Below are 14,212 nucleotides of genomic sequence, written 5' to 3' on the forward strand. Positions count from 1 at the left end.
AAGATGAATAAATATATTTACGCAGACAAATTCTTTCTAAAATCAGCGGTTCATGGCCCTGGTTACCTGGAGGTCAAAGAGGGGAAATTCGGAGCGATCGTCGATGAAGTCCCTTCTGGTGCAGACGTAGAAGATTATTCAGGCAAATGGGTAGCACCGGGTCTTGTGGATACTCATATCCACGGATTTATGAACCATGATGTGATGGACAACGATGCAGAAGGCATTAAAGCCATGTCGGAAGGCCTTTTATCATGTGGTGTGACTTCCTTCTTGCCAACAACCTTAACATCCAGCAAAGAACGGTTGCGGGATGTTGCTGAAACCGTTGGGAAAGTCAAAGACGAAGTTACAGGAGCAAAAATCCAAGGGATCTATTTTGAAGGCCCATTCTTTACTGAAGAACATAAAGGTGCACAAAATCCAATTTATTTTGGTGATCCTGATATCGATACCTTCCATGAATGGCAAGAAGCTTCTGGTGGAATTATCAAAAAAATCGCCTTGGCTCCTGAGCGAGAAGGTGTGAGTGAGTTTGTTTCGCAAGTGACGGAAGAAGGCGTAGTGGTTGCTCTAGGCCATAGTAACGGTACATTACAAGAAGCGCAAACAGCAGTTGAAGCTGGTGCTAGCGTTTTTGTTCATGCATTCAACGGTATGCGCGGATTAAACCATCGCGAGCCTGGAATGGTTGGTGCCCTACTTTCATTAAAAGAAGTTTTTTCAGAGTTGATTTGTGATGGCCACCATGTGCATCCTCAAGCAGCTGAGATTTTGATGGAAAAAGCTGGTCACGACCATGTTGCCTTGATCACTGACTGTATGATGGCTGGCGGCATGCCAGATGGTGATTATATTTTAGGTGAATTTCCAGTAGTGGTGAAAGACGGAACGGCTCGAATGGAAACTGGCAATCTTGCTGGTAGTATTTTGAAACTAAAAGAAGCTGTGAAAAATGTAGTAGACTGGGGAATCGCTACCCCTCAAGAAGCGGTCATGATGGCCAGCTTGATTCCAGCAATCAGCTGTAAAATTGACCATGCTTGCGGCATGATCAAACAAGGTCGCCCAGCTGACTTTATTGTTTTGGATCAAGAAATGAATGTAACAGCCACCTATTTAGATGGCGTCTGCCGCTACCAGGCGTAAAATAAAACAATCTGCTTAAAGAAACAAGAAGAGAGCTTCTCTTGATCTGTTTTTTGAGCAGATTTTTTTGTTTTCAGTTATGATGAAAGAAAACGACATCCTATGAAGGAGATAATGGGGATTTGAAGACGATTTTAGTTACCGGCGCCAATGCCGGTATGGGCTTTGCAACAGCCAAACAATTGGCAGAATTGGGGATGCATGTGATTTTGTATTGCCGTTCTGCCGAACGAGGGCAGGCAGCACAGCAACGTTTGAAGGAAGAGACAGGCAATCCAAGCATCGATCTAGTGATCGGTGATTTGGGGTCGTTGGCTAGCGTACGCAAGTCAGCCGCTGAAATCAACGCCCGCTTTGAGAAATTGGATGTACTGATCAATAATGCGGGCATCGTCAATTTAAAAAAAGAGCGAACAGCCGATGGATTTGAACAAATGCTGGGCGTAAACTACGTGGGGCATTTTGAACTGACCCGTCAGTTATTGCCGCTAATAAAACGTGCCGATGCCGGCAGGATCGTCAATGTGTCATCCGGCGCCTACAAATTTGTAAAGAAAAAGGATCAGCGCTTTTTCGATGTACCGGATTTTTTCCCTTGGCGGGAATATGGCCGCTCAAAAAAAGCCCTGATTTTATTTACGGATGCGCTTGCGTTCCAGCTACGCAATACGACCGTTACTGCTAATTCCTTGCATCCGGGAGCTGTGGCGACCAGCTTAGGGGTCAGTCGACAAACAGGATTTGGTCAATCTATTTATAAAATGTTGACGCCTTTTTTTAAAACAGCCGAAGAAGGGGCAGATACAGCGATTTACTTAGCGCTAAGTCCAGACGTTGCGGGTATCAGTGGCCGCTACTTTGTTGATCGTCAAGCAGTCCTAACCGAGATCCCGAAGGAGCAGCAACAAGCACAGAAACTATGGCAAGAAACGCAACAAAGAATTGCGGACCACACAAAATGATTTGTTTTGCTTTTGCCAATCTGGATCACTTTGAATAAATGACTTGTTTTTTAGCAGCACGACCTTGTGCTGCTTTTTTGCGGTTTCTTTCAAGGGAAAAAGTGTGATACACTGTTAAGCGAGAAAGCGCATGCGGCGCTGGAATTCTTGGAGGAATAAAATGAGTTATATTGAAGTAGTGAAAGAAGTGAAGAAATACACAATGGGCGATACGGTGATTGCTGCCAATGATGGCGTCTCTTTTTCCGTAGAGAAAGGCGAGATCGCGCTGATCCTTGGTCCTAGTGGCGCCGGTAAGTCCACCGTTTTGAACATACTAGGCGGGATGGATCAATGTGACAGCGGCCAAGTGATTGTCGATGGAACGGATATTGCTGGTTTTGATGCTAAACAACTAACGACCTATCGTCGCAAAGACGTCGGATTTGTCTTTCAATTTTACAATTTGGTGCCGAACTTGACGGCTAGAGAAAATGTGGAACTGTCGGCACAAATCGTACCCGAAGCACTTGATGCAGCTGAGATTTTGACCCAAGTTGGATTAGGTGATCGCTTGGATCACTTTCCTGCACAATTGTCTGGCGGTGAACAGCAAAGGGTCACGATCGCTCGTGCCATAGCCAAGAAGCCCAAACTGCTGCTTTGTGATGAACCAACTGGGGCACTTGACTATGAAACGGGAAAACAGATTTTGGCTATTTTAGAAAAAACAGCTCGCGAGACTGGGACGACCGTTTTGATCATTACACATAACAGCGCATTGGCTCCCATGGCTGATCGTGTGATCCATATCAATGATGCAAAGGTTCGCAAGATGGAAAAAAATACTCATCCGATTCCAATTGCCTCTATTTCTTGGTAAATGCCTATGAAAAAAACATTATTACGTTCCAGTTTACGTGAAATTAGGCAAGCACCCGGGCGGTTTTTGTCCATTTTAGGCATTATCTTTTTAGGAGTCGCTTTTTTTGTCGGGATCAGCGCCACCGGTCCTAATATGAAACAAGCTGCTGAAGATTACTTTTCTCGCCAACAATTAGCCGACCTTACAATTGCTTCAACTTTGGGGTTGTCGGATACCGATCGGCAAATCATTGAGGAAATGCCTGGCGTCACAGCGGTTGAGACGGAGCAGATCGCTGATATCAATGCCGAAAATCATCGTGCTGTGATTCGTGTCTTCTCTCTTTCAACTGATCGACCTGTCAATCAATATGAGGTGACTTCTGGTCGATTGCCGCAAAAATCAGGGGAAATCGCCTTAGATCAAGCGGCACAAAATAGTGGTGGTTTCGAATTAGATGAATCCTTTGAGTTGCCAGAAAGTGGCGAAAATCAATTAAAAACCCATACCTTCACGATCGTGGGCTTTGTCAATAGTCCTGAATATATTGAGAACTTTCATCGGGGGAACAGTACCGTTGGTAATGGGACTGTGGATTACTTTGCGGTGATTCCTGAGGAGGATTTTAAAGAAAGTGCGTACGCCCGATTTTTAGTTCGCTTTGATGACTTATCTCAAATGGAAAGCTATTCAGTGGCGTATCAGACGAAAAGAGATCAAATAAGTGCTGAAGTTGAGAAAAAGTTGGCTCCTCGGGCGCAAGGACGCAGACAAGAGCTGATCGATGAAGCACAACCAGCCATTGACGAAGCCAAAGAACAGATCCGCAACGGAGAAACGGCTCTGCAAGAAGCACAAAGGGAACTCGACGACGCACAAGAAAAATTAGCGCAGGCGCACCGGGAACTGACGGAACAAGAAGCAGCATTCCAAACAGAAATTCAAGCTGCCCAAGAGCAGTTGAATAGTGAAGCACAAAAAATAGCTGAGGGTAAGCAAGCGTTGGCGGAAAACCAACGACTGCTGGATCAAAGCGAACAAGCGTTGCTTCAGCAAGAAGCCCAAGTAAAATCAGCCCAAGCCCAGTTAGCGCCCATTTCGGCACAAAAGTCAGAACTACAAAGTGGCATCCAACAAGTGGAGGAGCAACTTGCGCTGGCATACCAAGGCATGGATCAAATCAGAAGTGTGGGTCAACTTTCTGCAGAGGAGCAAATGGCCCAGCTGCCTACCGTCTATGCACAAGTAACAGCCGCTCTGGCACAGTTGAACCTACCGACAGATGTCCTTGGTCCGATTCCTGATCTGGAGGAAATCGATGAAACGATGATTGCTACTATGCTGACGGCAGCTGAAGATACATTGAATCCACTCATTGCTGAAGGTGAGCAACAACGTGCCCAATTAAGCGGACAACTGGCTGCAATCAATGAACAAGAAGTGCAACTTCAACGGGCGCAACAGCAAGTCAACGCTGGCTGGAGCCAGGTCAGTGCCGGACGCCAAGAATTGGCACAGGCTCAGACCCAGATCACTCAAGGAGAATCGCAGCTGAGTGTTGCTCGTGAGACTTTAGCTTCTGAGCAAGCTAATGGTCAGTCTTTGCTAGACAAGGGCTGGCTGGAATACCGAGAAAACGAAGCAACCCTTCAAGAAAAGCTAGCCGAATTTAAAGAAAGAGCACCAAAAGAACGCGAAAAGCTTGAAGATGTCAAAAAAGAAGTTGCGGAAAAAGAGCAGGAATTGTTGGAGCTAAAACCGGCAGTTTATCGTGTCGCGAACCGCGATGCGAATCCTGGTTATTCAGAATACCAAGACAATGCGGAACGCGTTTCTTCGTTAGCGACGATTTTTCCAGTCATTTTCTTTTTGATCGCAGCCTTAGTGAGTCTAACCACTATGACGCGGATGATCGATGAAAAACGCAGTGAGATCGGAACGTTGAAAGCACTAGGCTATCGCAACTGGGAGATTGGACAGAAATTTTTGCTTTATTCCTCTGCAGCAGGCATCACAGGTGCTGTATTGGGCCTAGCAGTAGGCTTTTCCTTTTTTCCAGCAATCATCATTCAAGCTTATGGACCACTTTACAATCTCACAGAGTATGACACCCCATGGTATTTGCGGCTTTCATTGATTGCTGTGGGTGTTAGCTTGCTTTGCACCATCGGAATTGCGCTGCTGGTTTTACGATTTGATTTAAGACAGTCATCGGCTTCCTTGTTGAGACCAAAGGCCCCAAAAACAGGGAAACGAATTCTCTTAGAAAGAATCACTTTTTTATGGCGGCACTTAAGTTTTATTCAAAAAGTTACAATGCGAAACCTGTTTCGCTACAAGTCCAGAATGCTCATGACCATCTTAGGGATCGCGGGATGTACCTCCATGATCTTGACTGGATTTGGTCTAAGAGATTCTATCAGCAATATCATTCCTTTACAGTTTGAGAAAATCTGGCAGTATCAGGCGGTGATCACCTTTGATGATGAGATTTCGGAAGCAATGAGTGAAACAAAAGCCGCCGCAGAAGATATTGAAGGCTTTGAAGCAGGGTTATTCTTGCATACGGAAAGTCTGACGTTGGCTCAATCGGGGGTCACGCAGCAAGAAGTAACCGTCACCGTGCCAGAAGATCCTGCGGCTTTATCGAGATTTGTCCACTTGAATGATCGGGTTTCAGGAGAAGCTTACGAGCTAGAAGGAGAGGGTGCCATCATCAATGAAAAGCTTGCTAAGTTGTTTGGATTATCGGTGGGTGATACGATAACGTTGACGAATGAAAGCGGCGAGGAATTTCAACTGAAGGTAGCTGCCATCGCAGAAAACTACACGGGCCATTTTGCTTATTTGACACCTGAAACGTACGAAAAGATCTTTCAGGAAACGCCTGCTTACAATAGTGAGTTATTGAAATTCAATCAGCGCTTAAGCAAAACAGATGAAGAAGCGATCGCAGCTGACCTGATGGCACAAGATAATGTCATCAATGTTTCCTTCCTCTCAGCTTCAGCGGATGCCTTAGATGACACGACAGCAACCTTGAACATCGTCATTTGGATCTTGATCACGTCAGCAGGGGCATTAGCCTTTATCGTGTTGTACAACTTGAACAATATCAATATAGCGGAACGGATCCGCGAGTTGTCGACTATCAAAGTATTAGGCTTTTATGATCGAGAAGTGACGATGTACGTCTTTCGTGAGAATATCTTTTTAACGATTTTCGGTATTGGTTTTGGCTTGTTATTAGGGGTGCTTCAGCATCAATTTGTCTTACAGACCATCGAAGTTGATATCGCCATGTTTTCACCGACAGTCGAACCAATGAGCTATGTGTATGCAGCGGGATTGACCTGCTTGTTTTCAGGCGTGGTAGGGATCGCGATGTATTTCAAGTTGAAACATGTCAATATGATCGATGCCTTGAAAGCCAATGAGTAACAAAAACAGCCTTTTTTCAGAAGCATTCTGGAAAAAGGCTGTTTTTATTTTTCTTGTTTTTCTTGCTCAGAGATTTCCCCTTGGACTTCTTCTAGCATGGCTTTTAGTTCAAGCTCTTTTTGCCTTAGCACGACCAAATCTTCTTGAATCTCATCCTTTTTCTCTTCCTCAGGTGGTCGAATAACAAAATTGATTGACAGGGCAACTAAGGTACCGATAAAGGTATCAAGCACACGGTCCAATGCAAAGATGATCGATTCCCCTTGTGGGACACTGGAAGTGATCAACAGCATCGTCGCAATGGCAGAGATGATGCCAGAATTGTTATTGATGCCATCTGAAAAAACGATGACAAAGATGACCAGTGCGGGCAGGACAAACAATTCGATCAGAAAATCATTTTGAAAATATTGCTTCGTCAAAAAATAAAAAATGGCTGTACCGCCGCCGATCGTATTTCCTAACACCCGTGATTTCCCAAAAGAGATTGTTGTTGTCAGGTCTTGTCGCAATGAAAAGACAGCAGACAAGGCAGCAATCAAAGGCTGGCCGCGATCAAGGAAATGAAAGAGCAGAATACAAAGCATGACAGCGATGGCTGTTTTTATCGTTCGCATACCTAAGCGAAAACGCCCCAGTTTCATGGTAGAATGCCCCCTTTACTTAATCATACCCAATGCTGTTGAGAAATTCTAGTCTTATTCCTCACAATTTAGTATACTTTTCAAAGGAGGTGACAAAAATGAAAATTGGATTGAGAACAGTGAAGACAGCAGTTGCTGCCGGTTTGTCCATGTTTCTTGCTCAGCAGATCGGTCTATTGTATGCGCCAGCCGCAGGGATCATCGCAATTTTGAGTGTTGGGAATACAAAGAAAACCTCGCTCTTTACAGGAATCGGTCGCTTGGTTTCCTTGGCGATCGCGACGCTCTTAGCTTTTGTCAGCTTTCATCTTTTAGGCTTTGGTCCGCTGGGCTTTGTTCTTTTTCTCTTCCTATTTATTCCGACGGCAGTTTATTTCAAATTAACCGATGGGATCGTGGTCAATTCGGTCTTGGTGACCCATTATATGATGGAACGTTCTTTTGCTTGGCCATTGATTGGAAATGCTTTTTTGTTGATGAGTATTGGCATCGGCTTTGCACTTTTATTTAACTTGTATATGCCAGACGGCGAACGGGCATTGAAAGAAAAACAGCAGTTGGTGGAAGAAACGTTTAAAAGTCTTTTAAAAGACATGTCGATCGCGTTAACAGAAAAAGAAAAGGCGACGCTCCCACATGTTTGCCAAGCATTGTTAGGAGAAATCAAGCAAGGCAAACAGCAAGCGATGGTTCATAGTGAAAACCAGTGGCGAGGAGAAGCCTCTTATTATGAAGAGTATTTCACCATGCGGCAAAGTCAAGCGCGCTTACTCTTGGAAATGGTTGATCTATTACAATTGTTTTGGGTAGAAGAAGCCTATACAAATGCGTTTCAAGAGCTGCTATCCTTTACCGCCCAGTCCTTTCATGAAAATAACGATGGAAAAGAGATCTTGGCAAAAATTGCAGCTTTATACGAAGATTATCGACAAAAACCATTGCCGCAAACAAGAGCAGAATTTGAAAATCGGGCCCAGCTGTTTCAGTTTCTGCAAACCTTTAAAAGTTTTATTGAAATCAAAGCCGACTTTTCTGAACAGATTCAGACGATGGAGCGCTAAAAAAAAGACTCCTGCAAAGGAGTCTTTTCACTTTTACTGTTGTTCCCAAAAAGCTTGCATTTGATCAAGAACGTCAATGACATCGGTGGTCAAGTGGATTGATCCTTCGATATCGCCATTGATGGCTTTGATCATATTGGCAATTTCATAATTAAGGGCTTGATTACTGTCACCAGCTTCGATGACCTCATTTGACCCATCGCGGAAATGAATCATGGCTTTGTCCGCACGAGGATACTCATCCACCGTAATGTACCCTTCTTCAAAAGCAACGATACCTGTTTTAGGCATTTTCGCTTGGAAAGTCAGCGTGACACTAGCCATTTCATCAGCTGGATTTTGGAGGATCGTGACTGATTGTTCATCCACACCTGTAGAGAAGGGCTTCATGCTGCTAAACGCCACTTCTGGCGTATCCGTCATGAAAAAGCGAGCAAATGAAACGGCATATGTGCCAATATCCAGTAACGCACCGCCACCTAAATCTGGGTTGAAGAAACGATTGGTGGGATCAGGATCTTTATAGCTGCCAAATGGTGCTTGGATCATTTTTAATTTTCCTAAGCGTCCAGCATCGATCTCTTCTTTCAAACGTGCATAAACCGGCATATTGAAGATCGTCATAGCTTCTTCTAAGATCAGATTTTTTTCTTTGGCTAAGGTCAATTCTTCAGCTAATTCATCGGCACTGGTCGTAATGGCTTTTTCACAGAGGACATGTTTTCCGGCCATTAGAGCTTTCATAATAAATTCGTGATGAAGATCATTAGGTACTGCAATGTACACAATATCAATTTGCGGATCTTCCAGCATAGCATCTGTGCTTTCATAAGCATGGGGGATAGCGTATTTTTCGGCAAAGGCCTGGACTTTTGGCAAACTGCGGGCGCTGACTCCATACAGTTCACTTGCTTCATTGGAAAAACCAGCGGCAAATTGCGTCGCGATGTCTCCAAGTCCAATCATTCCCCAACGGTATTTTTTCATCATTGATCATCTCCTTCATATTTAGTATAACAAAAGAAATGAATTCTTTAAAATAATCAAAAACAATCGCAAAAAGTTTCCATTACGGCTGACTTTCAGTAAAATATAGAAGAGGAGGGATAACATATGCATAATGTATCAATAGCCATTATTTTAAATACGATTATCGAGCAATACACATCAGAAAAACAGTTTTATGAGACACATTTAGGAATCACTGAGGAGCAATGGGAGGCATGGAAAAATGGCACAATGAGTCTGTCACCTGCTGAAAATCAGAAAGTGAAGCTGCTGTTTTCAGATTATGAATGGATGCTGATCCAAAAAATCATTCGGCAAACCGTCATTTATCCAGAAAAACGCAATCAAGCGGTCGTCGAGTTCAAAAAAATGAAAACCCAAATCGCCAGAACGTGGCTAGCTAGCGATTTAGCAAAAGTCGAATTGTTAACAGAATCTGAAGAAACAGCCCAATACCTTGATTTGAGAGTCAGTATTACGTATGATGAGTGGGGTTATGATGATATATTAAACTTCCGATTGCCCGCTGTTGTTCAGCAGCAGATCCGCAATGAAAAAATCGAGTTGTTAGAGTGGGTTAAAGAAAATCTGGAAGAAACTTATAATTAAAGGTAGGGTATTTTTTGAAAAAGTATTATGGAATGGCTGCGGCAGCAGGATTCTTGTTTTTGGTTCTCCTAACCATACAAGTGAATCGAGTGACCGCAGTCACCCCAATAAAGAATCTAAGTATCGCTCGTTCTACTAATCAAACAGTGACGAGCGCAACAACTGAATCCAGCAGTCAAACTTCGACGGAATACTCAGAGGATGCGCAAGAACAAGCAGCTATTAGTGATGAAGTGAACGAAGATGATTTCCCAACTGTCTCATTGAATGATTGGTCGTTGGCTCTGGTAGGACCAAAAAATAAAATCGTCAGCGAAATCGCGCAAGAAGATTTGGGGAAATTATCAAATGGCTACCTTGTGGACAAGCGAATCGTTTCGGCATACGAAGAACTAGCTGAGGCAGCAAAGGTGGCTGGACATCCTTTAGTCATGGTCTCTGCTTACCGTTCGGTAGAGTATCAACAGGAAATATTCGATGCCAATGTCAATAGCTTGATCCGCCAAGGGAATACAAAAGAAGAAGCAATTCGTATCACGAAACTGACCTTTACTGAACCGGGATATAGTGAGCACCATACCGGTCTTGCGATTGACGTAATCGATGAAGACTGGTATCAAAATCATACAGGCGAACTTCTCAATGAGGGGTTCGGCGTTACAGACGGTGGAAAATGGCTACAAGCCCATGCGAGAGAGTATGGGTTCATCATCCGTTATCCGAAAGGGAAACATGACATTACCCAAATCGATTATGAACCATGGCATTTACGCTATGTAGGCGTCGAAGTGGCGACATATATTGAAGAACATGAGGTAACATTCGAAGAGTTTCTTGATGAGGCAAAAGAACACATCACTCGTAAAGAAGCAGAACTGTCGTATCACGAATTGGCAGATCCTTTGCAGGAGGACTGGATCTTTACTAATTCTCTTACTAGAAATCAAGAAAATAGTCAACGAGCACAAGAAGAGTTGTTGATGAGTGGAGGCGACTTGTTCGCTAAGAACGTGTTTAGTCAGACAAAGGAAGTGAAAAAATGAGCGCAAGACGAAAAAAACAGAAGACTCGTTTCCCATTAGTCTTTCTAGGGTTATTCTTAATTGGGATTGCTTTTATTTTTTCCTTAAATAGTTTGGCGGATCCTCTTCCGAAAGAGGAAGAAACAAATACTGAAGCGATCTCTCATGAAGAATTTATCGATCGCATTGCTCCTTACGCGCAAGAACTGCAAAAAGGCTATGGGATTTTACCAAGTATCATTATAGGTCAGGCGATTCTTGAATCAGATTGGGGCCAGAGTTCTCTAGCCAGCAAATACAATAATTTATTTGGCATCAAGTCATTTGGTCATTCAAAAAAGGTGACATTAGATACCCAAGAGTTTTATAATGGAGAATGGGTCACGATTCAAGGAGATTTTCGTGTCTATGATACTTGGGAAGAATCAATGGATGATCATACGATGTTGTTTGTAAATGGTGTTGATTGGAATCCTGCGCTTTATGTAGATGTCTTGACAGCAAACGACTACCGCAGTGCCGCACAAGCCTTACAAGATGCAGGATATGCAACGGATCCAGATTATGCCAGCAAAATCATTCAAGTCATTGAAACCTACCAATTGAATCGATTTGATCAATAAGAAAAGAGAGTTGGCTGCTTATGGAAGAAAAATATATGCCAAAAATCACCACTGATTTACGCAAAGATATCGTCAAAGTGCCTAAAGTTATTCGAGAGGCTAGCGGCATTCAAATATTTGGGAAACAAATCCGCTCCATTATTTTTACTACGGATATTGCGATCATCCGTAATACAAATGCGGACGCTGTGATAGCGGTCTATCCTTTTACACCGCACCCAGCAATTACGAAAGCAATTATCGAAGCAGCGGATATTCCAGTGTTTTCTGGTGTCGGCGGCGGCTTGACCCAAGGATTCCGCTCTTCTTATATGAGCATGTTTGCTGAAGCTCAGGGATCGATCGGGGTCGTCTTAAACGGACCCACGCCATTGAAAACTGTGGAGCAAGTCTGTAAAGTCGTGGATATTCCCGTTATCAGTACCGTAACGAGTAAGTATACTGAAATTGATGCCAAACTTGAAGCTGGTGTGAAGGTCATCAATATCAGTGCCGGCAAGGACACAGCGGATACCGTGGCTTTCTTCCGTAAAAAATATCCGAAGCTGCCGATCATTGCAACGGGTGGTCCAACTGAGGAGAGCATCTTAGAAACGATTGAAGCAGGTGCGAATGCGATCACTTACACGCCGCCTTCCAATGGGGAGCTTTTCAGTAAAAAGATGGAGCACTATCGTGATATGGAGAAACCAGAGTAGGAAATGATCCACAAATGAGAATATTTTTATTTATAAAGGGCATTCCATGCTTGTGTTTTTAATCAAAGACAGGCATAATCGAATCTATCATTTAAAAATTACTTGTATATCGTCGAAATATGGTCGACAGTCTCTACCCGATACCGTAAATATCGGACTATAAGTAAAAATCGTGCCTGTTAGACACTTTTTTTGCTTTGGCAAAAAGAGTGTCTTTTTTTTCAGGATGGAATAGAAAGGAACGAGGAGAGCTAGGATGGATAAATTAGTTGAGCGTATCAAAACACACGGGAACGTCTTGGGTGAAGGGGTTCTCAAAGTGGACCAGTTTTTGACCCACCAAGTGGATTATGAGTTGATGAGAGAAATCGGTACAGTTTTTGCAGAACGATTTCAAGAAAGTGGGATCACCAAAGTAGTGACCATCGAAGCTTCAGGGATCGCACCAGCACTTTATACTGCAGAAAAGTTGCAGGTACCAATGATCTTTGCTCGAAAAGCAAAGAGTCTGACGATGGATGAAGAGTTGTTGACCGCATCGGTCTATTCCTTTACTAAGCAAGTGACCAGCCAAGTATCGATTTCTAAGAAATTCTTATCTTCAGATGATACGGTATTAATAATTGATGATTTCTTAGCAAACGGACAAGCTGCAAAAGGATTGATCGAATTGTGTCAGCAAGCAGGAGCAAAAGTCGTTGGCATTGGGATCGTCATTGAAAAATCATTCCAAACTGGTCGACAATTGCTTGAAGAAATGGGAATCCCCGTTGTTTCCTTAGCACGAATCGCCTCATTGTCGGAAGGCCAAGTTAGCTTTTTAGAAGGAGATGCCTAATGAAAGAGACGAATAGCCGTTCAGCAGTTTTAGGCTTGCAGCATTTGCTAGCGATGTATGCAGGAGCTGTTGCCGTCCCTTTGTTGATTGGAACAGGCCTCGGCTTTAATGAAGCGCAGATGACGTATTTGATCTCGATCGATATTTTCATGTGCGGAATCGCTACGCTTTTGCAATTAGTCGTCACCCGCTTTTTTGGGATCGGCCTACCAGTCGTTTTAGGTTGTGCCATCCAAGCTGTCTCCCCATTGATTTTGATTGGCACCAAATCAGGAATCAGTGCGATTTACGGAGCGATCATTGCTGCTGGGATTTTCATTGTCTTGATCGCCGGCATTTTTTCGAAAATCAAAGTTTTGTTCCCTCCATTGGTGACAGGAACGGTGATTACCGTCATCGGCTTGACCTTGATTCCAGTCGCCATCACCAAAATCGGTGGAGGGGATGCCGCAGCTGCTAACTTTGGTGATCCAACGAATTTATTGTTAGGCTTTGTGACGATTGCGCTGATCATTGGCGTGCAAGTGTTTGGCAAAGGCTTTATTCGCTCGATTGCCGTACTGATCGGTTTGATCGGTGGGACTATTTTAGCAGCATTATTAGGCTTGGTTGATCTTTCTGCCATCACTCATGCACCTGTGTTTCATTTGCCACAGCCTTTTTATTTCGGTTTACCAACCTTTGATCTGTGGTCGATCGTCTTGATGATCATTATTTCCATCGTTAGTTTGGTAGAATCCACAGGCGTTTATTTTGCACTGGGAGACATTACTGAAAAACCGATTACAGGCAATGACTTAAAGCGCGGCTATCGTGCGGAGGGCTTGGCGGTGATCCTTGGTGGGATCTTCAATACGTTTCCTTATACTGGATTTTCACAAAACGTAGGTTTGGTTCAACTTTCAGGCATTAAGACGCGCCGTCCGATTTTCTTTTCAGCAATCTTTTTGATCGTATTAGGGTTGTTTCCAAAAGTCGGTGCCATCGCACAGATCATTCCAGAGGCAGTGCTTGGCGGCGGCATGTTAGTGATGTTTGGCATGGTGGCTGTTCAAGGGATGAGAATGCTGAGCAAAGTTGATTTTATGAATGACAAGAACTTGTTAGTGATTGCAGTATCAATCGGTTTTGGTTTAGGGTTCAATATGATGCCCACTTTATTCAGTCAAATGCCTGAAACCGTTCAAATGTTTACAGGCAATGGGATCGTCATGAGTAGTTTGACTGCCATTGTTTTGAATCTGTTCTTTAATGGGCTGCCGAAAGAAACAGACGAAGTGACGGAATTGCGCTTGCAACAGTAAGTTTATTTG

13 protein-coding genes and 1 riboswitch are annotated in these 14,212 nt (G+C 43.6%); of the genes, 11 read left to right on the forward strand and 2 right to left on the reverse strand.

Going from position 1 to position 14,212, the window contains the following annotated elements:
• The first annotated feature begins 3 nt into the window (after window positions 1-3).
• The 4 genes from nagA to IGJ26_RS06990 all read left to right on the forward strand — a co-directional run bounded on the left by nagA (window position 4) and on the right by IGJ26_RS06990 (window position 6,396).
• Entirely contained in the window at window positions 4-1,149 is a 1,146-nt protein-coding gene (nagA, locus tag IGJ26_RS06975) for an N-acetylglucosamine-6-phosphate deacetylase (RefSeq protein WP_005236444.1), read from the forward strand.
• A 122-nt stretch (window positions 1,150-1,271) separates the two neighbouring features.
• Window positions 1,272-2,111: an SDR family oxidoreductase gene (locus IGJ26_RS06980; RefSeq protein WP_008381487.1), complete on the forward strand. Its 840-nt coding sequence runs from the start codon at window positions 1,272-1,274 to the stop codon at window positions 2,109-2,111.
• Between the two features lie 160 nt (window positions 2,112-2,271).
• Window positions 2,272-2,973 (forward strand): ABC transporter ATP-binding protein, encoded by a 702-nt coding sequence (locus IGJ26_RS06985; protein ID WP_008381485.1) that lies wholly within the window; start codon window positions 2,272-2,274, stop codon window positions 2,971-2,973.
• Window positions 2,974-6,396 carry an ABC transporter permease gene (locus IGJ26_RS06990; RefSeq protein WP_061054008.1) on the forward strand — a complete coding sequence of 1,141 codons (3,423 nt, stop codon included), beginning with the start codon at window positions 2,974-2,976 and terminating at the stop codon, window positions 6,394-6,396.
• A gap of 44 nt (window positions 6,397-6,440) precedes the next feature.
• On the opposite strand, the gene IGJ26_RS06995 is transcribed toward IGJ26_RS06990, so the two are convergent.
• Entirely contained in the window at window positions 6,441-7,040 is a 600-nt protein-coding gene (locus IGJ26_RS06995; RefSeq protein ID WP_005231932.1) for an FUSC family protein, read from the reverse strand.
• A 98-nt stretch (window positions 7,041-7,138) separates the two neighbouring features.
• Between IGJ26_RS06995 and IGJ26_RS07000 the strand changes: the two genes are divergently transcribed.
• Window positions 7,139-8,101, forward strand: a complete 963-nt coding sequence (locus tag IGJ26_RS07000) for an aromatic acid exporter family protein (RefSeq protein WP_086317276.1) — start codon at window positions 7,139-7,141, stop codon at window positions 8,099-8,101.
• A gap of 33 nt (window positions 8,102-8,134) precedes the next feature.
• Here the strand turns inward: IGJ26_RS07000 and IGJ26_RS07005 are convergent, their stop codons facing one another.
• Entirely contained in the window at window positions 8,135-9,091 is a 957-nt protein-coding gene (locus IGJ26_RS07005; protein WP_016613320.1) for a Gfo/Idh/MocA family protein, read from the reverse strand.
• Between the two features lie 123 nt (window positions 9,092-9,214).
• Here IGJ26_RS07005 and IGJ26_RS07010 point away from each other — a divergent pair, with 123 nt between their 5' ends.
• From IGJ26_RS07010 to IGJ26_RS07035, 6 genes are all read left to right on the forward strand, one after another.
• Window positions 9,215-9,718 (forward strand): hypothetical protein, encoded by a 504-nt coding sequence (locus IGJ26_RS07010; protein WP_061054010.1) that lies wholly within the window; start codon window positions 9,215-9,217, stop codon window positions 9,716-9,718.
• 32 nt (window positions 9,719-9,750) lie between these two features.
• A complete protein-coding gene (locus IGJ26_RS07015) occupies window positions 9,751-10,761 on the forward strand; it encodes a M15 family metallopeptidase (protein WP_194199498.1) in 1,011 nt (336 codons plus the stop codon).
• On the forward strand, window positions 10,758-11,363 hold the full coding sequence (locus IGJ26_RS07020; RefSeq protein WP_005236425.1) for a glycoside hydrolase family 73 protein: 606 nt from the start codon (window positions 10,758-10,760) through the stop codon (window positions 11,361-11,363). Before IGJ26_RS07015 ends, IGJ26_RS07020 begins: the two co-directional genes overlap by 4 nt.
• A gap of 20 nt (window positions 11,364-11,383) precedes the next feature.
• Window positions 11,384-12,061 carry a hydrolase gene (locus tag IGJ26_RS07025; protein ID WP_008381475.1) on the forward strand — a complete coding sequence of 226 codons (678 nt, stop codon included), beginning with the start codon at window positions 11,384-11,386 and terminating at the stop codon, window positions 12,059-12,061.
• Between the two features lie 82 nt (window positions 12,062-12,143).
• Window positions 12,144-12,241: riboswitch (purine riboswitch) on the forward strand.
• A gap of 76 nt (window positions 12,242-12,317) precedes the next feature.
• The gene (locus tag IGJ26_RS07030; RefSeq protein ID WP_016613323.1) at window positions 12,318-12,899 is read left to right on the forward strand and encodes a xanthine phosphoribosyltransferase; all 582 of its coding nucleotides are present in this window, start codon (window positions 12,318-12,320) and stop codon (window positions 12,897-12,899) included.
• Entirely contained in the window at window positions 12,899-14,203 is a 1,305-nt protein-coding gene (locus IGJ26_RS07035) for a nucleobase:cation symporter-2 family protein (protein WP_016613324.1), read from the forward strand. Before IGJ26_RS07030 ends, IGJ26_RS07035 begins: the two co-directional genes overlap by 1 nt.
• Window positions 14,204-14,212 lie beyond the last annotated feature (9 nt).

Origin of the sequence: Enterococcus sp. AZ095a, from assembly GCF_050546735.1 — a bacterium.
Lineage (GTDB): Bacteria > Bacillota > Bacilli > Lactobacillales > Enterococcaceae > Enterococcus_D > Enterococcus_D entomosocium.